The 21831-nt window shown below is 58.2% G+C and carries 23 protein-coding genes; 15 read left to right on the top strand and 8 right to left on the bottom strand.

Annotated elements, in window-relative coordinates:
* Positions 1–13: 13 nt before the first annotated feature.
* From lspA to G7G_RS0104015, 4 genes are all read right to left on the bottom strand, one after another.
* Complete coding sequence (lspA, locus tag G7G_RS0104030) at positions 14–484, bottom strand: signal peptidase II (protein ID WP_010438644.1); 471 nt, start codon at positions 482–484, stop codon at positions 14–16.
* Positions 484–2073: a bifunctional phosphoribosylaminoimidazolecarboxamide formyltransferase/IMP cyclohydrolase gene (gene purH / locus G7G_RS0104025; RefSeq protein WP_010438642.1), complete on the bottom strand. Its 1590-nt coding sequence runs from the start codon at positions 2071–2073 to the stop codon at positions 484–486. The genes lspA and purH overlap by 1 nt, the downstream gene beginning before the upstream one ends.
* Positions 2074–2095: 22 nt before the next feature.
* Entirely contained in the window at positions 2096–3835 is a 1740-nt protein-coding gene (locus G7G_RS0104020; protein ID WP_010438640.1) for a heparinase II/III family protein, read from the bottom strand.
* Between the two features lie 88 nt (positions 3836–3923).
* On the bottom strand, positions 3924–5183 hold the full coding sequence (locus G7G_RS0104015) for an RsmB/NOP family class I SAM-dependent RNA methyltransferase (RefSeq protein ID WP_010438638.1): 1260 nt from the start codon (positions 5181–5183) through the stop codon (positions 3924–3926).
* Between the two features lie 91 nt (positions 5184–5274).
* Between G7G_RS0104015 and G7G_RS0104010 the strand changes: the two genes are divergently transcribed.
* Positions 5275–5457, top strand: coding sequence for a DUF1674 domain-containing protein (locus tag G7G_RS0104010; RefSeq protein ID WP_010438637.1), 183 nt, complete (start codon positions 5275–5277; stop codon positions 5455–5457).
* On the opposite strand, the gene G7G_RS0104005 is transcribed toward G7G_RS0104010, so the two are convergent.
* On the bottom strand, positions 5458–6315 hold the full coding sequence (locus G7G_RS0104005) for a LysR family transcriptional regulator (RefSeq protein ID WP_010438636.1): 858 nt from the start codon (positions 6313–6315) through the stop codon (positions 5458–5460). It lies immediately after the preceding gene.
* 99 nt (positions 6316–6414) lie between these two features.
* Here G7G_RS0104005 and tmpA point away from each other — a divergent pair, with 99 nt between their 5' ends.
* From tmpA to G7G_RS0103990, 3 genes are read left to right on the top strand one after another with little or no spacing between them, the layout of a single operon-like run.
* Entirely contained in the window at positions 6415–7551 is a 1137-nt protein-coding gene (tmpA, locus tag G7G_RS0104000; protein ID WP_010438635.1) for a 2-trimethylaminoethylphosphonate dioxygenase, read from the top strand.
* Entirely contained in the window at positions 7548–8138 is a 591-nt protein-coding gene (gene tmpB, locus G7G_RS0103995; protein ID WP_010438634.1) for a (R)-1-hydroxy-2-trimethylaminoethylphosphonate oxygenase, read from the top strand. The genes tmpA and tmpB overlap by 4 nt, the downstream gene beginning before the upstream one ends.
* A complete protein-coding gene (locus G7G_RS0103990) occupies positions 8135–8803 on the top strand; it encodes an ureidoglycolate lyase (protein ID WP_010438633.1) in 669 nt (222 codons plus the stop codon). Before tmpB ends, G7G_RS0103990 begins: the two co-directional genes overlap by 4 nt.
* Here G7G_RS0103990 and G7G_RS22730 read toward each other — a convergent pair.
* Complete coding sequence (locus G7G_RS22730; protein WP_083828993.1) at positions 8790–9473, bottom strand: DUF2306 domain-containing protein; 684 nt, start codon at positions 9471–9473, stop codon at positions 8790–8792. The genes G7G_RS0103990 and G7G_RS22730 overlap by 14 nt on opposite strands.
* A 39-nt stretch (positions 9474–9512) precedes the next feature.
* Entirely contained in the window at positions 9513–10322 is an 810-nt protein-coding gene (dapB, locus tag G7G_RS0103980) for a 4-hydroxy-tetrahydrodipicolinate reductase (RefSeq protein ID WP_010438630.1), read from the bottom strand.
* 91 nt (positions 10323–10413) lie between these two features.
* Here dapB and rbfA point away from each other — a divergent pair, with 91 nt between their 5' ends.
* From rbfA to rpsO, 6 genes are all read left to right on the top strand, one after another.
* Positions 10414–10809 (top strand): 30S ribosome-binding factor RbfA, encoded by a 396-nt coding sequence (gene rbfA / locus G7G_RS0103975; RefSeq protein ID WP_010438628.1) that lies wholly within the window; start codon positions 10414–10416, stop codon positions 10807–10809.
* Positions 10806–11549: a phosphodiester glycosidase family protein gene (locus G7G_RS0103970; RefSeq protein WP_010438627.1), complete on the top strand. Its 744-nt coding sequence runs from the start codon at positions 10806–10808 to the stop codon at positions 11547–11549. The genes rbfA and G7G_RS0103970 overlap by 4 nt, the downstream gene beginning before the upstream one ends.
* A gap of 54 nt (positions 11550–11603) precedes the next feature.
* Positions 11604–12509 (top strand): tRNA pseudouridine(55) synthase TruB, encoded by a 906-nt coding sequence (gene truB, locus G7G_RS0103965; protein WP_010438625.1) that lies wholly within the window; start codon positions 11604–11606, stop codon positions 12507–12509.
* 21 nt (positions 12510–12530) lie between these two features.
* Positions 12531–13034 (top strand): DUF1643 domain-containing protein, encoded by a 504-nt coding sequence (locus tag G7G_RS0103960; protein ID WP_010438624.1) that lies wholly within the window; start codon positions 12531–12533, stop codon positions 13032–13034.
* Between the two features lie 96 nt (positions 13035–13130).
* A complete protein-coding gene (locus G7G_RS0103955) occupies positions 13131–14153 on the top strand; it encodes a calcium-binding protein (RefSeq protein ID WP_010438622.1) in 1023 nt (340 codons plus the stop codon).
* 143 nt (positions 14154–14296) lie between these two features.
* Positions 14297–14566, top strand: a complete 270-nt coding sequence (gene rpsO, locus G7G_RS0103950) for a 30S ribosomal protein S15 (protein ID WP_008757925.1) — start codon at positions 14297–14299, stop codon at positions 14564–14566.
* A 1061-nt stretch (positions 14567–15627) separates the two neighbouring features.
* Here rpsO and G7G_RS22725 read toward each other — a convergent pair.
* Positions 15628–17196, bottom strand: a complete 1569-nt coding sequence (locus G7G_RS22725) for an arylsulfatase (RefSeq protein ID WP_010438617.1) — start codon at positions 17194–17196, stop codon at positions 15628–15630.
* Between the two features lie 149 nt (positions 17197–17345).
* Between G7G_RS22725 and G7G_RS0103930 the strand changes: the two genes are divergently transcribed.
* The 5 genes from G7G_RS0103930 to pnp all read left to right on the top strand — a co-directional run bounded on the left by G7G_RS0103930 (position 17346) and on the right by pnp (position 21811).
* Entirely contained in the window at positions 17346–18260 is a 915-nt protein-coding gene (locus G7G_RS0103930; protein WP_010438615.1) for a LysR family transcriptional regulator, read from the top strand.
* A 55-nt stretch (positions 18261–18315) separates the two neighbouring features.
* A complete protein-coding gene (locus G7G_RS0103925; protein WP_010438614.1) occupies positions 18316–18669 on the top strand; it encodes an ArsR/SmtB family transcription factor in 354 nt (117 codons plus the stop codon).
* Positions 18650–19072, top strand: a complete 423-nt coding sequence (locus tag G7G_RS0103920) for an SRPBCC family protein (RefSeq protein WP_010438613.1) — start codon at positions 18650–18652, stop codon at positions 19070–19072. The genes G7G_RS0103925 and G7G_RS0103920 overlap by 20 nt, the downstream gene beginning before the upstream one ends.
* Positions 19069–19437, top strand: a complete 369-nt coding sequence (locus tag G7G_RS0103915; RefSeq protein ID WP_010438612.1) for a DUF1761 family protein — start codon at positions 19069–19071, stop codon at positions 19435–19437. Before G7G_RS0103920 ends, G7G_RS0103915 begins: the two co-directional genes overlap by 4 nt.
* Before the next feature lie 223 nt (positions 19438–19660).
* On the top strand, positions 19661–21811 hold the full coding sequence (gene pnp / locus G7G_RS0103910) for a polyribonucleotide nucleotidyltransferase (RefSeq protein ID WP_029621705.1): 2151 nt from the start codon (positions 19661–19663) through the stop codon (positions 21809–21811).
* The last annotated feature ends 20 nt before the right edge of the window (positions 21812–21831 follow it).

The raw sequence follows: 21831 nt of genomic DNA, 5'->3' as shown, positions 1-21831 counted from the left end.
ATCATCGGGCAGGTCACGAGGGCTTTTTGCCATCGAATAGGACCAGGCCCAATGCTCCCGCAAATATGAACACATCCGCCAGATTGAACACAAACGGGTTATTGATCCCACAGCAGGACATGTTCAGAAAATCCAGAACATAGCCATAAAGCACCCGGTCGACGACATTTCCCAGCGCGCCGCCGATCAGCAGGCCACCACAGAATTGTTGAAACCTCGTCGGGGCTATTCGGCCCAGCCAAATCAGGACACCCAGACAAATCGCCAGAGAAATGCCGATCAGGACCCAGCGCGCTGCATCGCTGTCGCCCTGAAACAGCCCGAAGTTGATGCCGCGATTCTCACCGTATTTGAACACCAGAAACGGCGGCAGGACGCCGATATCGCCCTGCGCCACGCGCAGCACGTGAACGACCAGATACTTGCTGATCTGGTCGATCAAAAACGCCGCCAGTCCGGCCCAGAGGAGGAGCGGGCTGCGCATCAGTGACGGAAATGCCGCATGCCGGTGAAGACCATGGCCAGACCTGCCTCATCTGCCGCCGCGATCACCTCATCGTCACGCATCGAACCGCCGGGCTGAATGACGCAAGTGGCGCCTGCCTCGGCGGCCTCCATCAATCCGTCGGGAAAGGGAAAGAACGCATCAGATGCCACGGCCGAGCCGATGGTCAGTGGTTGGGGCAGTTCCAGTACGTCGGCCATGCGCTCGGCCTTTTTGGCGGCGATCAAGGCTGAATCGACGCGGCTCATCTGGCCTGCACCAACGCCTACGGTTGCACCGTCTTTAACGTAGACGATGGCGTTGGATTTGACGTGTTTGGCGACTTTCCAGGCAAACAGCAGATCGCGCATTTGTTCGTCAGACGGGGCCTTCTTGGTAACGACCTTCAGGTCATCCATGCCGACAAAGCCGTTATCCTTGTCCTGCACAAGCAGGCCACCGGCGACCTGACGCACGGTTTTCCCTCCTGCCGTCACGTCAGGCAGAGCCTCTGTGGTCAGCAAGCGCAGGTTCTTCTTAGCCGCGAATATCGCTTTGGCCTCGTCCGACGCACCCGGAGCGATCACGACCTCGGTAAAGATACCAGTGATCTCTTGCGCGGTTTCCGCATCCAGAGGCTGGTTCAGAGCAACGATTCCGCCAAAGGCCGAGGTCCGATCACAATCGAACGCGGCTTTATAGGCTTCAAGCAACGTGGCCCCCTTGGCCACACCGCAAGGGTTCGCGTGCTTAATGATGGCACAGGCTGCGCCGTCCGCCGGATCAAACTCGGCGACCAGCTCAAACGCCGCGTCCGTGTCGTTGATGTTGTTATAGCTCAGTTCCTTGCCCTGATGCTGCACTGCGGTCGCCACGCCAGAGCGATCCGTACCATCTGTGTAGAATGCAGCCTGCTGATGGCAATTCTCGCCATAGCGCAGGGTCTGCTTCAACTCACCCGCAAAGGCGCGGCGTTTCGGCGCCTCAAGCTGCAATGCGTCGGCCATCCAGTTGGACACGGCGGTGTCATAAGCGGCAGTCCGGGCATAGGCCTTTTGCGCCAGCCACTGTCGGAAACCCAGCGATGTCTTACCGTAGTTTTCTTCAAGTTGATCCAGCAGCGAAGAATAATCCTCGACATCTACAACGACGTTAACGAAGGCATGGTTCTTGGACGCCGCCCGGATCATCGCAGGTCCGCCAATGTCGATATTCTCGATGCACTCATCGTAACCTGCACCCTTCGCCACGGTCGCTTCAAACGGATAGAGGTTCACGACCAGCAGGTCGATCGCAGCAATCCCGTGTTCGTTCATCGCGGCAACGTGGGTATCATTGTCGCGCAGCGCCAGCAGGCCGCCATGCACCATCGGGTGAAGCGTTTTGACCCGGCCATCCATCATCTCAGGAAAACCGGTCACCTCGCTCACATCTTTGACCTCTAGGCCAGCATCACGCAACGCTTTGGCCGTACCGCCAGTCGAAAGTAACTCGACCCCGCGTTCGGACAGTGCCTTGCCCAGTTCGATCAATCCGGTCTTGTCGGAAACGGAAAGCAACGCGCGGCGCACGGGGTGAAGGTCGGTCATGGGTCCAAAGGTCCTTTTGGCGTCAGTCGAAAACGGGCTCGTCCCGGTGCGTATCCCGCACGGCATAGGCTGTATCCTGAGCCTTGCTGAGCGTCCACCGGATGCGCGTCGCATACTCCATTGCGCGCCCAGATAGAACGATCTGTTTTGTCGCGCGTGGCTTTAATCGACCTTTTTCCAAGTAAACGCTTGGTTCAACTGACAACTTTCCAACGCGATCATGGCGGAAAACCCAGATCTCGCCGCTTTTGAGGGCCATCGACACGGCCGCACCGCCCAAATCCAACGCCGCATCAACGTCAGGGTGCAGGTGAAAACGGATATCAAAGGCGATCCCCTTCAGGCCCGCCCCATCCATGGCCCGGTCAAATTGCCGTTTGGCTTTGTCGGTTGCGGTCAGCAGTATATCTTCCCCTTCAAGCTCGCGCCCATCAAATCGCAGCTCGAGCGTACGGGCGTGGGTCAGACCGAACACTTTGTTGTAACCATCATGGCCGACCATGAACCGTGTGCCCTCAAAGGCATCTTCGAAATCCACCGGGACGTCCCGAGGGCCATCGACCAGCGCCTCCTGCGACGATCCTTTTGCGACTTCGGCAAGCCGCGCGCTGGAGTAGCCGTCGACACACAGGGTCGAATGGGAAGGGGTTGCGCGCCCCGCACGTCGCCAGTCCTGACCAAAACTGCCACCCGATCCACAGTTCACGATCAGCGGGCGCCGGCCCGAGGTCAGTTCAAACGCAAGGGTGGACGCGTGCGCGTTATACGAGGCTGCGCCTTTGGGTGGCGCGCTGGCATCCACCAGAACCGTCGTGCGCGAGGCCGCCAGACGCGCATAACCCATCGACAGGTCCGAGTGCTGCTGCGGCTTTACACCGCTTTGCGCCAACGCCTGATCCAACCGTCCTTCCAACCCGCGCCCACCGCCGTGAAATCTGGCCAGCGCTCCATCCGCGTGGCGCAGATTTCGCAACGTCGGCGCGATGCGTTTGATCGCTTCGGTCTGCGAAGCAGGTGTGCCCCGGCCCACTTCGCTGAGAGCCGCCGAAGTCCAGGACAACAACGTAAACACCTCAAGCAATTCTTCGGGATTGCGGGTTGGGATACCGCCTTCGGCATCAATCTGACGTTCACACTCACGGGCCAGAGCGCGCAAGGCCGGGTCTGCCATCTGCTCCTGACCTTCCAACGCCAAACCAGCCTGCACAAGACCGGCCAGAGCCTCGAACCTTGGCAATCCCGGTGTTGCCGCTGTCCAGCGTTTGGACAGAAACCACGTCTGCTGCGACAGCGATCGAAAGAAAGCCTTGCTTTGCGCCTCATCGACACCGCGCAGCAGAAAAACCGCGTGATTGATCCAACGCATGACCCGCCGCCCTGTCAGGTCCGGCGCCCAACCAGGGCCTTTGCCGCGCCCATGCGCATCTATCCAACCCCAGACCCAACGCTGCGCTTTTTCCCGGGCGCGCATGTCGCCCACGGCCGCCAAATCGTCCAGCCACACAAAACCGTGGCGTTCGTCATCGAAATCAAGGCTTGGCGCGACCACATCCCAGAGGTCGGTGTCATCAGCCTCGACCAGATATCCCGCAAACAGCAAATTCCCGGCCACCAGTTGCCGACCACGGGCAAAAGACCCAACCGTACGCGGCTCGGGTTGGCCGACGAATCCCGAGACCGCCTTCCGCCTTTGACACAGGCGCGCGTAAAGACGGTTCTGAAACCGCGTCCAGCGATTGGCCATTGTATCCGTGTTTGACATGACGCTTGCGACTCTGCCCCTTGCGCTCTGCGGGCGCTTGAGCACACGATAGACCGGTCCGCTCGTCAAGTCATCGAAAAGCGTCGCGTCAGGCGGATTTGTTCAGACAGGCGATATAAAACCCGTCCATCCCGCCCTTGTCCGGCCAGTAATCGGGACGCAAGCGCAGGCCACCTTCTTCAGTGATCCAATCTGCTTCAACGCCCGCAATCTCAAGAGCGGCGCGATCAACCTGCATATCAGAATAGCTATCCAGTGCCTCTTCAATCTGTACTTCACCCTCGTCCGGCAGCAGCGAGCATGTGCAATAGACCAACCGCCCGCCAGGCTTCAGCAAAGTCCAGGCATGAGCCAGCATACGCGCCTGTAACTCGATCAACCCGCCAAATTCCGAACCGTCCTTGGCGAAAGGTAAATCCGGATGGCGGCGAATCGTACCCGTTGCCGAACAGGGTGCGTCCAGCAAGATAGCGTCATACTGGCCCTCATGCTCCAGCGCATCTTGGGCGATAACCTTAGCTTTCAGACCGGTTCGTTTCAGGTTCTCGCGAACGCGCACAAGCCGCGCTTCCGAGATATCCAGAGCGGTGACATCTGCACCTGCAGCAGATAGCTGCAAGGTTTTTCCACCCGGCGCGGCGCAGAGATCCAGAATTTTCTCTCCGGCTTTCGGGGCCAGAACCCGAACGGGTAACGCCGCCGCCGCATCCTGAACCCACCAATCCCCGGCCTCATATCCCGGCAGGGTCGAGACCTGCCCCGCATCCTGCAGCCGCGCCGAACCGGTGGGCAACATCTCTGCACCCGCGATCTCGACGCTTGGTTTTGGCGTCAAATCCAATGGTGCCCCGTTGAAATGCGCGTGCTCCATACCTTTCACGGCGTCTTCACCCCACGCCATGATCAGCGGTTCGCGCAACCACTCTGGCAGGCGAGGCACGCGCATCTTGGGCCAAGCGTCGGGACCGTCGGCGGCAATCTTGCGCAGTACCGCGTTCACCAACCCCTTCAGTCGACCATGCTTGCGCGAACGGCCCACGATCTCGACCATGGAATTCACCACCCCGTGCGCTGCTTCGCCCTGACACAGCTCGACTGTGCCAAGCCGCAAGGCGTTGTGAACCGTCAGCGCGGGCGTTTGTCGCAGGTGATCGGCCAGCAGCCGGTCGACACGCTCGAGCCCGCGCAGGGTTTCGATCGTCAATCGTTGCGCCCGCGCGCGATCCTCAGGGGCCAATCGATCCAGCGTACCTGCCGCAAGACATTCGGGCAACAGCCGCCCCTCGGCGAGTATCTGATCCAGCAGATAGATCGCACTTCGGCGCGCTGCTGTGGCGGAGTTTAACATGATGCTGAGTGCCTCTCGTGACCTTTGCCCGCATTGCCTTGGGCGGACGAGGGCGTATATCAAGGCCCTGTACGGAAAGGAACCCAATGTCATGAGTGACGAGCGCAAAGACCTGCCCCCTGCCGCCCAGCGCGCCCTTGCCGAGGCAGAAGAACGCCGCAAAAACGCGGAGGCCGAAGCGAAGGCACGGCCCAAAGAGCTGGGCGGGCGCGACGGACCAGATCCGGCCCGTTACGGCGATTGGGAGAAAAAGGGCATCGCAATCGATTTCTGATCAGCCATCGCGCAACGCCTGCAAGAAGTCATCGATCAAAGCGCGTTGTCGATTCGAGCGCACCCTATCCTCGGGCCATGTCAGCCAATAGCCATCTTTTGTTGCAAGCTCGGGCATATCCAGTCTGCGAAGTTGACCGGTCTCCAAACTGCTCGACGCCAAAGGAAGTGATCCCAACGCGATCCCCATGCCCTGACGCGCTGCCGTGATCGCATGACCCACCGAGTCGAAACTGATCCGGCCAGCCGGCAATTCATCAACCCCCGCAACCTGCGCCCAATCCTTCCAGCCGGGGCGTTCTCCGCGTAGATCAATCAGCGGCGCGCCCCACTTGATGCCAGATGCTGCCATCGGTGCCAGCACTTCAGGCGCGATAAGCTTTGCCTTTCGCCCAGGCCAGACGCCTCTGCCATAGCGGATCTGCAGCCAGGTACGCTCTTCCTCCAACGAAGCGCGACGCGCCATCGAATCTGTCATCACACGCACTTTGGGCTGCGCCTCCAGGAACGTGGGCAAGGCAGGGAGAACCAGCGCGTGTATATGCGAAGAAAGTCCTGCTACCCGAAGCTCGCGCGGGGTTTTTCCGAAAAGATCCTCGGTATTGCGTTCCAGTGCCTGCAGGCTGTCCTGCACCAATGGCAGATAGCTTTCACCCTCGATTGTCAGCGACACGCCCCGTGCCTCGCGCACAAACAGCGATCGACCTAACCAAGCCTCAAGATTGCCGATCCGTTGACTGACCGCTGCCTGCGTCAGACCAAATTCGCGCGCAGCGGCAGAAAAACCGCCCAGTCGCCCGGCAGCTTCGAACACGCGCAGCCAGTCCAGAGGAGGTAATCCGATCTTATTCTTAGCCATAAGATTTTCCAGGCCTCAGCGGCAATAAGGTTTAATTGTGGTAATGCCACGAAGCGCGTATCTCCTCAAGCAAAGCCCGCGCTGAACAGGAGAACCCCCATGCTGCGCTCTGCCACCCATGACCCCTCGATGGTCACCATCGATTTTGCGAACGGCACTCAATCCCGATTTCACGCCATCTGGTTGCGCGACAACGCTCTGGACCCCGAAACACGAGCGTCGGGCAATGGTCAGCGCCTGATCACAATCGGCGATATTCCGGCGGATGTATCAATCAGCGCGGCAGAGGTCGTTAAAGGAGATCTGATCGTCACATTCCAGCCCGAAGACAAAACTGTGACTTTTCCGGCCAGTTGGTTGGCCGAACACATCTATGATCGCGATCGGGACAGCGAGATCGGCCGCCTGGCCCCTGGCATCACAACTTGGGAACGCGGCATCGACGCGCCGTGCGGTGACTGGGATGCGGTACATGCCAACCTCACAGCCAAGCGCGACTGGCTGGCCGCAGTGGCGGAATACGGGTTCGCTAAGCTAACAGATGGCCCCACCGAGCCAGAATCGCTGCTGAAAGTGGCCGATTTGTTCGGCTATGTGCGTGAGACCAACTATGGTCCCTATTTTGAGGTCCGGACGGAGGTGAATCCAACCAACCTCGCCTATACCGGATTAGGTCTGCAGGCCCATACCGACAATCCCTATCGAGACCCGGTACCAACGCTGCAAATCCTCTACTGTCTTGAGAATTCGGCCGAAGGTGGGGATTCCATTGTTGTTGATGGCTTCCGCGCGGCCGAGCGTCTACGCGATCAGAACCCCGTAGGTTTCGCCCTGCTGGCGGGCTATCCGGCGCGGTTTGAATACAAAGGCTCTGACGGCGTCTGTCTGCAATCGCGTCGCCCGATGATCGAACTGTCTCCGGATGGCGAATTGATCGGCATCCGCTTCAACAACCGTTCCTCCGCTCCGTTCGTTGATGTGCCTTTCGATCAGATGGAGGCCTATTACGCCGCCTATCGTCAGTTGGGTGAGATCATCGACGATCCTGCCATGGGCGTGTCTTTCAAGCTGGAACCGGGCGAAAGCTTTATTGTCGACAACACCCGCGTCCTGCATGCGCGTCTGGGTTACTCCGGCGCGGGGTCACGCTGGCTGCAGGGCTGCTATGCTGACAAGGATGGGTTGCTTTCGACCTTGGCAGCCATGCGGATGGCACAGCCGGAGGCAGCAGAATGAAACCCGACTTTTCAACCCTGAACCGGGACAACATCGTGGCATTTATCGGCGACATCTTCGAACGCCGTGGTGGCGAGGAATATCTGGGCGAACCCGTGACCATGGCCGAGCACATGCTGCAGGGTGCCACGATTGCCGAACAAAATGGGCAGCCCGAAGAAATCATTGTCGGCGCGCTGTTGCATGACATTGGTCACTTCACATCTGAATTTGGCACCTATCATCCCGACGACACCGAAGATCGCCACCACGAGGACGCGGGAGCAGAGGTGCTCGAGCAATTTTTCCCCTCGGTCATCACCGATTGCTGCCGTTATCATGTGGCGGCCAAGCGATATCTCTGCGCGACGAAGCCTGATTATTTCAACCGCCTGTCCGCCGCCTCGGTTCATACGCTAGAACTACAAGGCGGCCCGATGAGCGCTGCGGAGGTCGCGGAGTTTGAGGCAAACCCGAACCTGAAAGAGATCATTCAGGTGCGCTATCTGGACGAGGCCGGCAAACGCGCGAACATGGAAACGCCCGACTTCGCCCATTTCGCGCCGATGGTGCAGCGCATGGTCGATAAACATCTGGGTTCGTCATGACCGCGCCAGAGTACATCTTCGAGGCCAATTCAAAACCATCCCTACCCTGGCACGAGGTGCCGCTGATCCGCGCAACGGAAACATCGGTCAAGGGTTATGGCTGTCTGGTCGACACCCCGGATACGTTCGAGATCGAAATTGTGCGCTGGCCGCAGCAAGGCTGGCGACCAATTGACGAAGGAACCGGCGACGAAGCAGGTTGGGTCGAAGGCACGTTCAAATGCGACTGGCAGGGCGATGTTCTTTATGGTGAGAACGAGGCCGTCAAAGGCCACTACGTTCTGGGTTGGTCCACCGATCCGCAAAAGGCACAGACGGGCCGTCAAACCGGACCCCGCGATCAGGTCTTGCTGTGGCATATGAACTACCACCCGGACGGGGGGCAGATGTTCTGGCCGCTGGACAAAAAGCCATTCATCGTGCCTGCCGCCCTGCCCGGTGACAATCTGACGCCGGAAAAAGTGGTGGCGTTCTGGTGCGATGGCTCGCGCGGCCTCTACATCCATCCCGGCGTCTGGCACGAGGGGATTTTCCCGGTCGAAGACAACCAGCGTTTCCTTGACCGTCAGGGCGCCGTTCATGCCCGGGTCAGCGCGGATATCGGCAAAGAGTTCGGCGTCTATCTGTCCTGTCCGCTGCGCGCGGACAAGATCAGAGAATTTTAGCCAGTACCCCTTGATGCGCAGAACGCTTGCTAATGATCCACATCTGAACCGCCAACAGGTAAGGCACGAAGAACGCGAAGTTCTGTGCCAGATCGAACGGGCCCGAGAAATCGGGCTCTGACCCCACTCCACCGGTCAGCAGGTACCAAAGTGTGTAATGCACACGGTATAGCCATGACCCAAGAGCCAGCCAGAACAGCCGCAACCCCCAGGCCCAGTGCCCAGCACGATCCCTGATCAGCGCCATCCTCGGTACCATTAATCCAGCGGTGAACAGGCAGAGCCCATACAGAAAGAACGCTGCAGACATGAGCGGTCCACCGATGGTTCCGCGCAACGGGATATAGGTCATGCCCGCCAGGCCGGTGATCAGCGCCAGCGTGACCAGCAGCCTGCCCAGCATGCGATGAAATCCGATAAACCGCAGCCGAAGGCCCTGCAGCAGCTGCAGCGGCACCAGCGCCACCAGCAAAGTTCCGGCAAAGATATGCAGCATCATGGCCGCGTTGCCGACATCTTGACGGTCGGAAAAGAGATAGCTCTGCCTAGCCGCGTCCTCGGACAGGCCAACACCGATCATACCCAGCCCGTGCATCAAAAAGGGCAGCAGCGTCAGATAGAACACGATCAGCACCAAACCAGTCGCCACTCGAGATGTAAGGTTCCGCATAGGCCCGAGTTTAACGCCGTTGCGCGGCCCGTCTATGGCTTACAGCCCGAGCACATCCACCATGTCGTATTGGCCCGGTGCCTTACCCTGCCCCCATAGCGCTGCCTTCAGCGCGCCACGCGCAAAGATGGCGCGATCCGTGGCGAGATGGCGCAACACGATGCGTTCTCCCGGCGCGGCGAACAGCACGTCATGTTCGCCCACGATGTCCCCGCCGCGAATGGCGTGAAAGCCGATATCGCCGCGCTTGCGCGCGCCGGTAATGCCGTCACGACCACGGTCGGACACATCCGCCAATTTGACGCCGCGCCCTTCGGCGGCAGCTTCGCCCAGCATTAAGGCCGTGCCCGAAGGCGCATCAACCTTGTGGTGGTGGTGGCCTTCGATGACTTCAATGTCGAAATCCTCATCCAGTGCGGCGGCGACTTTTTTGGTCAGTTGCACCAGCAGGTTCACGCCAAGGCTCATGTTTCCTGCCCGCACGATCACCGCATGGCGCGAGGCCGGTTCCAGCGCCACAATCTGTTCGTCACTCATGCCGGTGGTGCCGATCACATGCACGCAGCGCGCCTGCGCGGCCAAAGCGGCAAACTCCAGCGTCGCCTCGGGTGCGGTGAAGTCGATCACCGCCTGCGCCTGCGCGAAGGCCTCCAGCGGATCATCGGTGATCAAAACTCCCAGCGCGGGGCCACCCATTGCTTCACCAACATCCTGACCGATCCAATCGTGACCCTGGCGCTCGACCACGCCAACCAGGCGTGCCTGATCACTGTCGGTCACGGTCTTGATCAGCATCTGCCCCATACGGCCCGAAGCCCCTGTAATGACGATCCCCGGAATATGGGTCATTGCGTTGGTCCTTTTCTAAAGTCGGCTCAAAGCCTCCTACCCCGTTCGCACCCGCTTGGCAAAGCCCGGCTTTGCGCTTAGATCGGGGTTTATGGCAAAGAACAAATTCCACGATGGCCCCGGCCCGTCCCAACGACAGCTGCGTGTCGGCGAACTGATCCGCCGTACCCTGTCCGAAGTTCTGGCGCGCGGAGATGTCCACGACCCCGACCTGAACCGCATGTCGATCACTGTGGGCGAGGTGCGCACCTCGCCCGATCTAAAGATCGCCACCGCCTATGTGCTGCCATTGGGCGGCAAAGGGCAGGAGGACGTGATCGAACTGCTCGCTCGCAACAAGGGTGAGCTGCGGCGCATGGTCGGCAAGAAGGTCGGACTGAAATTCTCTCCCGATCTACGTTTCCGGTTGGATGACACATTCGACCGACTGGATGACACCCGTCGCATGTTCGAACAGGACGCGGTGCGCCGCGATCTGGACGAGTGATCCGCCTATCTGTCACATTAGGTGCGGTTGTTTGGGCCGCACAGGCTGGGGCAGTGACTTGTGAAAAGCTGACCCACGAGGACAAGCGCTACACCATTTGCGAGGTAGACGCGGCATCCGAAGATTTGCGCCTGTTCCTGAACGATGAGAATGGCGACCTGTTGGGCCATTTCTCGTCAGTGAACGAAGCTTTGGCACCTGACGGTAAGCGTCTGGCCTTTGCGATGAACGCGGGCATGTATCATGATGATCGCTCGCCCGTGGGTCACTTTGTTGAGGACGGCGAAGAACAGATGCGTGTGATCCCGAATGCTGGCCCGGGAAACTTCGGTCTGTTGCCCAACGGTGTGTTCTGCATTCGCGACGGACGCGCCGATGTGTTTGAGACATTGGATTACATCGAACGCGCGCCGGATTGCCGGTTCGCCACCCAGTCCGGCCCGATGCTTGTCATCGATGGAGAGTTGCACCCCCGATTCCTGCCGGATTCGACCTCTCTCTATATACGCAATGGGGTCGGAACCAACGCTGAAGGGACCCGTGCGGTATTTGCAATCTCTGAGGATTACGTCACCTTCCATGAATTCGGCAGGTTGTTCCGCGACACGCTGGATACTCCGAACGCATTGTTTCTGGATGGCAATATTTCGCGGATGTATGACCGCGCCAACAACCGATCCGACATCGGGTTTTCACTGGGACCAATAGTGGGCGTCGTCGAGAACGTACCGGCAAATTGACAGCGTCGAAGCGATCCGCTAACTCGCGCGCCTCAGTAAGTTTCAAGGTGCAAGATGGGACGCAAACGCAAGGGTCGTGACATTTCCGGTTGGCTGGTGGTGGACAAGCCTGCGGGCATGACTTCGACCGCGGTCGTCAACAAGGTGCGTTGGGCGATGGACGCCAAGAAAGCAGGCCATGCAGGCACGCTGGACCCCGAAGCAACTGGCGTTCTGGCGGTAGCTTTGGGCGAGGCGACCAAGACTGTTCCCTACATCACCGATGCGCTGAAAGCCTACACATTCACTGTGCGTTTAGGACAGGCCACCAATACCGACGATGCCGAAGGCGAAGTTATCTCGGAAAGCTCTGCGCGTCCGACGGATGAAGATATCAAACAGGCGCTCTCACCGTTCCTCGGGGATATCATGCAGGTGCCGCCCAAGTTTTCAGCTGTGAAGATCGACGGTCAGCGCGCGTACAAACTGGCCCGCGATGGCGAAGATGTGGAACTGTCCGCACGCCCCCTGTGGGTTGAAGAGTTGATCCTTGTCGACCGACCCGACACCGATCATGTGGTGTTGGAAATGACCTGCGGCAAAGGCGGGTATGTCCGTTCGATCGCGCGCGATCTGGGCGAAGCGCTGGGCTGCTACGGCCACGTCAAGGAACTCCGTCGCATCTGGTCGGGTCCGTTCGAGGCCGAAGACGGCCTGTCCATCGAACAGATCGATGAGATGGCCAAAACCACAGCATTGGATGAATACCTGCACCCGTTGGAAACCGGCCTGTCTGATCTGCCTGAGTTGAAATGCACCCCGGAAGGGGCAACCCGATTGCGCAATGGCAATCCGGGAATGGTGTTGGCATCCGACGTCGAATACGGCGACGAGGCCTGGGCTTCGCTGGATGGCAAGGCTGTGGCCGTCGGGATATACAAATCCGGTGAATTGCATCCCAGCCGGGTGTTCGTCGTTTGAACTACGTGTTAGGCGAAGGGCATGATTACCCGTTCTCATACCAAGGGCGACGCGCCCTCGACCGCCATCTACTCCGACTGCGAAAAGTATCGCTATAGCCTGACCCGCATCTGGGATCCGGCGGGGCGCAAGGCGCTGTTTGTGATGCTGAACCCCTCGACCGCAACCGAGGTACAGAACGACCCGACGGTTGAACGCTGTGAACGGCGGGCGCGAACATTGGGCTTCGGCGCATTTCAGGTTACCAACATTTTTGCGTGGCGCGATACCGACCCGCGCAAAATGCGCGCAGCTGAGGATCCTGTTGGACCGCAGAACGACCAAGCCATTCTGGAAGGTGTTGGCTGGGCCGATCAGGTTATTGCTGGCTGGGGCACACATGGCGCGCATCTTGATCGCGGTCGATCTGTCGAAGCACTGCTGCGCGCCACAGGTCAACCGATGTATCATCTGGGGCTCACCAAAGACGGCCATCCAAAACACCCGCTCTACATCGCTTACGCGCAACAGCCTCAGTTGTGGTGACGAAGGGTTAACCACACCTGCAACTTGGCTTTGACCAACCTCTTGATTGCATGAGATGTTTTACACTCGGGGCAAGTCTGCTTGCGGAGGGTAATCATGTTTCTGATCGGTTTATTCGGGATGGCTGCATTAGGAGGGGCCGCCTATGCGATAAGCGACGTTCTCGTACCCGACGAAACAACCGAGGAGGATGGTGAGCAAATTGATGACTCGGTTGAGGATGAATTGACCGAAGGCAACCTCCTCGAACTGGAAGAAGATGTTGAAGAGCCCGATTCATCCGAAGATACCAACACAGGTGAAATCATCTCTGAGCATGGGGGAAATCTGGTCATTGCAGGCGATGAGGATGCAAATATTCTGACCGGACAAGAGGGTAATGATCAGATTAATGGGTACGAAGGCGGCGACCTCATCGACGGAGGGGGCGGAAATGACGTCATCTACGGTGGTTCCGGAGAGGACACGCTGATCGGAAACGTCGGGAACGATGTGCTCCATGGCGGGAATGGCGACGACAATTTGGCCGGAATGTCAGGCAACGACGACCAGTATGGTCATTTCGGAATGGATGAGTTGGAAGGTGGCGACGGCGATGACCGGATTTTTGGCGGTCAGGACGATGATATCTTGAGGGGCGATGACGGCGACGATCAATTGCAAGGTGGCGACGGCGATGACTATCTGACAGGCGGTGCAGGACAAGATGCCCTGTTCGGTGGAGACGGGGATGACATTCTGAACGGCAACGATGGTCGGGAGGAGACTTCCCCTGACTTTCTGAACGGGGGGGCTGGCGATGATGTCATACTGGCCAAAGACGGAGATATCGTCACCGGTGGAGACGGCGATGACGAAATAATCGTGCAGCCAGAACTGGAACAGGAAGCCGCAACAATCATGGATTTCCAGATTGGTCACGACAAGCTGCTAGTCACCTGGGACGGCCCAGAAGACCCTGAGTTGACCATCGAGCCAGACAGCGAAAACAATGACCTGACCCATGTCAGGGTCAACGGCGAGAACGTTGCGCAGATATTTGGTGCAGAAGGTCTAGCCGCAGAGGATATTCTGTTTGTGACCGAATCCCAATTGGCACAATACGCTTTCACTGGTTGAACCCGCAGAATCCCTTTGCCATTCGCAGCAAAAGCGCCTATATGCGCCCATCCGCATCGGAATCGGTGCGGTTTTCTCCATGGGCCTGTGCTGGACGACATCCCGGCCTGCGCCATCAACTCTAACCTTAAAAGGAGACCCCGATGTCGATTACTGCCGCTGAAAAAGCACGCGTTATGAAAGAATTCGCAACTAAAGACGGTGACACCGGTTCGCCAGAAGTCCAGGTTGCCATCCTGACCTCGCGCATCACCACCCTGACCGAGCACTTCAAGACCCACAAGAAAGACAACCACGGTCGTCGCGGTCTGCTGAAAATGGTCGCCCAGCGCCGTAAGCTGCTGGACTACCTGAAGGGCAAAGAAGAAGCGCGCTATCAGGACCTGATCAAAAAGCTGGGCATCCGCCGCTAATCACGCTTTGTTCGTGCGTTGCGGGCACTGACCGCCCCTTTTTTGTACATCTCGTACGCCCGCCAATAGGCGGGCGTATTTGTTTTGTGTAACACTGAATCAGCTATGGTATCGTACATGAAGCATGGCCGAGAACTGTAGGCCAACCCACGTTCAGGCGTGGCATCAAAATGTGCAGTTACACTTTGAACAAATTTTTTTGCTCCATGTGAACCACTTCACTGACCAGAACAAAAGAATGCGCCATGCTGACATTGTTAGTGAGTAGGCGCTTCTTTTGTTTCGGGCGTCAGGTTTTCATAGTCCTCCCTATCTTTACTGGGCGCGCCTTTGACAGGCGCGCCCTTTTGTTACCTAGATCATCCGGAATGCGAGCGATTCTCAGCCGATTTGCATCAAAACCAGGAAGAAGTTCATGCTCCGGAAGACAAGAAGACCTTTAATCAATCAAGGGTCTAATTGTGACGTAGCGTCGTGACCGTATAGCGATAGGTCCGCAAGTTGACGTAAGCGTAAGTAATACAGCTATTTTTTTACCACTCGATCAAAAATGATGCGAAACGCGGAATCCTTCCCCCTTTCTCAAAGTCAAATTTTTAATACATGCGCCGTGTCGCTGCGGGTTACCACTCACGGCATATGATCTTTGAGCTTCTCCCTCGAGGTTCAGATCTGACCCGCAGCGACAAGCATCTGGGCGAATTAAGTTGTTGGGAGGTGAACGATGCCATTGAAATCTGTTCTGGACAGAGTGTTTTCGACTAAAACAATTCGAACGGCTGATGTTGTTAAATCATCGGTGGTGCCTTCCAGCCCAGATGGAACGCGAAAACCAATATCGAGGGTCGAAACTGCCGCTGTTCTCCGAGGAATTCTCACAGAGGAACAGCAAAATCCGGCGAAACCGCGCGCGCACGAAGACCCAATACAATAGCGCGCCAATGTCGTCACATCCGGCCTCTGTCATCGGGTTTCCAGTGCCAAATATCGAAGCAATGCGCACTATTGAAAACGCCCGCAACTCGGCGGGCGTTTAATGGGGGTCAGGTGAACTCGGGCTGCTATTGCGACATGCCACCTTCGCTGCTGACCTGTTCCTGAACGTGTGTCTCATTGCCCACGGTCGCACCACGTGGAGGGAAATCCGCAAAGGTCGCCAGATGTGCCTGAACCAGCCGGGCTGCCGGACCAAAGGCCCACATCTTGTTGCCCATCCAGCGGGTATACATCCCGGATTCCTCGGCCGCTTTCTCATAAGGATCGCGGCGTAGGTTGAACAGCAATGGCGCGTTCAGTTCCTCTTTAGGACCGGCCCAGCCCTTTTCCTGAATGGTGAAATGCGCCTTCCAGTCGTTATAGCGGATCGCCTGCAGATCGGTGCCTTCGTAATAGACAATCTCTTTGCGGTTACTGGGTGTTTCGCCAGTCAGATATGAAAGCTGATTATACCCGTCCAGATGCACCTGATAGCCTTCGAACCCTTCAAGCAGATCGGCAGGAAGGTTCTGCGATCCGCCTGCTGCCGCGACAAGAGTGGGCATCCAATCCATGCCGTCGAAGATACCGTTCAGCACCTGACCTTCGGCAACTTTGCCGGGCCAACGGATGATCGCGGGAACGCGGAATCCTCCCTCCCAGGTGGTGCCTTTTTCGCCGTGGAATGGCGTGGTGCCACCATCGGGCCATGTCATCGTTTCCGGGCCATTGTCCGAGGTGAAGATAACGATGGTGTTGTCGGCGATACCAAGCTCTTCCAGATGCGCGGTCACCTTGCCGACATTATCGTCAAGCTCTTTCATGACCACATCCTGCAGGCCGCGCCCGTCGCCCAGCATCGCCTCGTATTCCGGGCTGAGATGGGTCCAGACATGCGCCCGCGCAGGCGCCATCCAGACAAAGAACGGGGTTTCGCTGTCAACTGCGCGGTTGATGAAATCGATGGTGTGGGCCGTGACCTCATCATCCAGGGTTTTCTGACGTTCAGGCGGGGCTGGACCGTCATCAATGATGCGCTGTTTGCCCACCGGCCCCCAGCGGGGGTCGACGGTCTCGTCAACGGTATCCGTGGCAAACGAGTGGATAATGTTGCGCGGACCGAACTGAGCGGCAAATTCCGGATCATCCGGCCAGTCGGGGTCGGTCGTGTATTCCATAGCGTTGAGGTGGTAGAGCCAGCCCCAATATTCATCAAAACCCTTGGCCGTTGGCAGGAACTTGTTCAGATCGCCCAGATGGTTCTTACCGAACTGCCCCGTAGTATAGCCCATGGATTTGAGGATATTTGCCAACGTCGGGTCTTCGTCGCTAAGACCGACCGGATCGCCCGGAAGGCCCACCGTGTGCATGCCGGTACGTACCGGGAACTGACCGGTGATAAAGGCGGAACGCCCTGCGGTGCAGCTGGGTTGCGCATAATAGTCGGTCAACCGGGCGCCCTCGGCGGCAAGCTGATCCAGATTCGGAGTCTGGATGCTTTTGACACCTTGATGATAGCTGCCAAGGCTGGCCCATCCGACATCGTCAGCCATGATCACCAGAATATTGGGCTTGTCGGACTGTGCAACGGCCGTCGTGGCAACCGCCCACAAAGCCGCAGCGAGGCTGGTAGTTACTGATTTTATTCGAAACATTCGGTTCGACTCCTGCGTTCAATCGGATTGGCCGAGTGGGCCGATATGCGGTATGTCCTAGCGGGTGGACCATTCGCTCCGCAAACGCGGCTTTACTTTTTTGCAGGATCTGAAACTTAATGTTCAGTAACTGAAACTTGAGGACCATCGTGTTAACTGAAAAGACTCTTTCCGCCTTTCTGCACCTTGCCGAGACGGGCAACTTTCAGGAAGCGGCCAAACGTCTGGGCGTCTCGAACGCGTCGCTGTCGCGCTATGTTTCGATGGCCGAGGAACAAGTCGGCTTTCCGCTGTTTCACCGCAAACGCGGCAACAGCGGACTGACGCGTGAGGGGCAAACGTTCCTGCCGGTGGCAAAAACTCTGCAGGCGGATTTGAATCGCTGCGCTGATCAAGTGGAGCGTATCCGTCTGGATACCGGTCAAACCGTGCGGATCGGCTGTGGCCCTTTGACGCCGCGTACGCTGGTGCGGCCCGCGATTCAGGCCGCCTTGCAGCAATCCCCCGCATTCCGTTTCAGGGTGGATGTCAGCGCGCGGCAGGCACCGATCGAGATGCTCGAGAATGGTGAAATCGACATCTATCTGGGCGATCTGACCCATACGTCAGAGACCGAGAATATCGAGTTGATGATGTTCGAAAAGCGTGCGGTGGTGTTTGCTGCCCATGTTTCACATCCATTGCATGACACCGCCCCTGCAACCTTGAATGCGCTATTCTCGTATCCTTTAGCCTCGCCGCATCTGCATAAGCATTGGCGTGCGGCGATCACGCGGGCATTGGGCGGCACCGACGAAGCGGCCGAAAAAGTCAGAGCGTTGCCTCAGGTGGAAAGTGATGATTATGCCTTTCTAACGTCGCTGCTGACGGGCCCCGAGTTTGTTGTCGGCGGGATGCCTGAAACCTTCGCCGAACTTGTCGCGGACGGATCGGTCAAGCTGATCGAAACCACGCCGCCGATTACCTGGAACATATGCGCTGCACGAAAGGCAGGACCGGGTCAGCCTGCCACCGAAGCCCTGTGGAAACAGCTTGAGGAACTGGCTGGTCAAAACCCTGGGTGATGCATTATTCACCCAAATGGTTGACTGAAGTATGAAAGGGGTGTAATTCATCCAAATGGTTGAACGAGAGAGTCGCTATGACCTGGGCGCAATATTGAAGGCCGCGTCCGACCCGACACGCCGAGCGATCCTGACAATGCTTGCGCAGCAGGGTCCCTTGCGGGTGACGGATATCGCGCGACGCTTCGAGATGAGCCTCAATTCGGTATCCAAGCACATCAAGGTGCTGGAAAATGCCGGGTTGGTGCAGCGTCGGACAGAATGGCGCGAACATCTGATCGAGGTTCAGATGGATCCCTTGTCAGCCGTGGATGAATGGTTTGCCGGGCTGCGTTCAATTTGGGCGCTTCGGCTGGACGCCTTGGAAACTGCTTTGGAGGACCCAGAAGATGACGGAACTGTCCCTTGAAATAACGCGCGCCATCCCGCACCCGCCTGAAAAGGTGTTTGACGCGTGGCTGAACCCGGAAATGCTGGCTAAATTCATGCTGCCCGGCCCCAACATGACCGTGCCCGAGGCACAATCCGACGCCCAGGTCGGTGGCCGGTTCAAGATCATCATGCGCGCACCCGAGGCCGGAGACCTCCCGCATGAGGGCGAATATAAGGTCATCGACCGGCCCAACCGGCTGCAATTCACTTGGAACTCTCCCTACAGCCAGGACGATTCCACCGTGACGCTGGATTTCACACCCACTGAAAAGGGCACCAAACTGCGCCTGCACCACATCCGCTTTCCGTCACAGGAAAGCCGCGACAATCATGAAGGCGGCTGGGCCCGAATCCTTGAATCGCTGGAGGGTGCGCTGTGATCAACTGGCTCGCCCTTGGCGCGGGAGTAATCGCCGCCTTTCTGTTGGGGTGGCTGGTCTACGGCCCCATCGGGTTTCAGAAACGCTGGGCTGAAGGCACGCGGATCGATCCCACCCCACCCGCTTCTCCACCTCTGCCGCAAATGGCAGCCCAGATCGTGTTTTTGATCCTGCTGGCCTCAGTGATTGCCGTAACTGAGACGACCAACAGCCTTGGGGTTGCGGTACTGGCCATCCTTGCAGTCGTAGCACAGACGGCCTCGGTCGGGGCATGGGCGCAGAAAAGCGGCTTCGCCATCGCGGTCGATGCGGGCTATGCGTTAGGATGCGGCGTGGTGATGATCCTGGCGCACGCGATCCTTTGAAATATCGACCCCTGCCTGGCTTGGGCGGGGGTTAGGCAAACCCCTGCCCCTCAAAAACTCCCGACTTTCCAAAGCTTGCAAACTGATGTATGGGCCAGTCATCTGAGACGTTGTGCCCTGACCCCGGCACTCGAACGGAAGATAAATGGGGTCGGCGGCAATGGGGCCGCCACGCAAACCGGAGACCCGCAGGGGCGGGAGTGCTCCGTTCTAGGATACGCATATGTTTGATGTAACGAAGAAATCTATGCAGTGGGGCGAAGAGACGCTCACACTGGAAACCGGCAAAGTTGCCCGTCAGGCGGACGGCAGCGTAATTGCCACGCTGGGCGAAACCAGCGTCATGGCGAACGTGACCTTTGCTCGGGCTCAAAAACCTGGTCAGGACTTTTTCCCGCTGACCGTACACTACCAAGAGAAATACTATGCCGCCGGTAAGGTTCCGGGTGGCTTCTTCAAGCGCGAGGCGCGCCCGACCGAGAAAGAGACGCTGACTGCGCGACTCATCGACCGTCCGATCCGCCCGCTGTTCGTCGACGGCTTCAAAAACGAAGTTCTGGTGATGTGCACCGTGCTGTCCCACGATCTGGTCAACGATCCCGACATCGTTGCGATGATCGCGGCATCCGCTGCCCTGACCATTTCCGGTGCGCCGTTCATGGGCCCGATCGCCGGTGCCCGCGTTGGCTTCGAGGATGGCGAATACGTTCTGAACCCGACCGTCGATGACATGCAGGACCTGCGCCTGAACCCCGAGCAGCGTCTGGATCTGGTTGTTGCCGGCACCAAAGACGCCGTGATGATGGTTGAATCGGAAGCGTACGAGCTGTCCGAGGCAGAAATGCTGGGCGCGGTGACCTTTGCGCATGAGCAGATTCAGCCCGTGATCGACCTGATCATCTCGCTGGCTGAAGAAGCCGCGAAAGAGCCGTTTGAATTCGAAGCGCCCGATTACTCGGAGCTGTCCGCCGCTGTTGCCGCAGCTGGTGAAGAGCAGATGCGCGCCGCTTTCGCGATCACCGACAAGCAAGAGCGCACCGCCGCTGTTGCCGCTGCCCGTGAAGCGATCAAAGAGGCGCTGACCGAGGAACAGCTGGAAGACGGCAACCTCGGTTCTGCAATGAAAAAGCTGGAAGCTGGCATTCTGCGCGGCGACGTCGTCAAAGGCGGCAAGCGGATCGACGGTCGTTCGACCACTGATATCCGTTCGATCGTTGCAGAAACCTCGATGCTGCCGCGGACCCACGGTTCCGCCCTGTTCACCCGTGGTGAAACACAGGCGCTGGCCGTGACCACGCTGGGCACCGGTGACGATGAGCAGTTCATCGACGCGCTGCACGGCAACTTCAAATCGAACTTCCTGCTGCACTATAACTTCCCTCCCTACTCGGTTGGTGAAGTTGGCCGCGTAGGTGGCCCGGGCCGTCGTGAGATTGGCCACGGCAAGCTAGCATGGCGCGCCCTTCAGGCGGTTCTGCCTGCGGCGACCGACTTCCCCTACACGATCCGCATTGTGTCGGAGATCACCGAATCCAACGGCTCCAGCTCGATGGCATCGGTCTGCGGCGGTTCGCTGTCGATGATGGATGCAGGCGTTCCGCTGAAAGCACCGGTTGCTGGAGTGGCCATGGGTCTGATCCTGGAAGATGACGGCGATTACGCCATCCTGTCGGACATTCTGGGTGACGAAGACCACCTGGGCGACATGGACTTCAAGGTGGCGGGTACCGAAAACGGCATCACCTCGCTGCAGATGGACATCAAGGTTGCAGGCATCACGCCCGAGATCATGGAGAAAGCCCTGGCGCAAGCCAAGGACGGCCGGATGCACATCCTTGGCGAGATGGGCAAAGCCCTGTCCGAGACCAACGAGTTCTCGGTCCACGCACCGCGCATCGAGACCATGAACATCCCGACCGACAAGATCCGCGAAGTGATCGGCTCGGGCGGTAAGGTCATCCGCGAAATCGTCGAGGTTTCGGGTGCCAAGGTCGACATCAACGACGACGGCGTCATCAAGATCGCCTCGCCTGACGGTGAATCGATCAAGAAGGCCTATGAAATGATCCACTCGATCGTTGCCGAGCCGGAAGAGGGTCAAATCTACACCGGTAAAGTGGTCAAGATCGTCGATTTCGGTGCCTTCGTGAACTTCTTTGGCAAGCGCGACGGTCTGGTACACGTGTCCCAGATCGAAAACCGCCGCCTGAACCATCCTTCGGATGTTCTGAAGGAAGGTCAGGAAGTAAAGGTCAAGCTGCTGGGCTTTGACGATCGCGGCAAGGTCCGCCTGTCGATGAAAGTTGTCGATCAGGAAACCGGCGAAGAGATCGTGCCCGAGAAGAAAGAAAAGAAAGAGGAAAGCGCAGAGTAATCTGCCTTTACTGTTTGGAT

Origin of the sequence: Ruegeria conchae, assembly GCF_000192475.1 — a bacterium.
GTDB classification, from domain to species: domain Bacteria; phylum Pseudomonadota; class Alphaproteobacteria; order Rhodobacterales; family Rhodobacteraceae; genus Ruegeria; species Ruegeria conchae.
The sequence above is the reverse complement of the archived record's forward strand: the minus strand, read 5'-3'. Positions and strand labels throughout refer to the sequence as shown.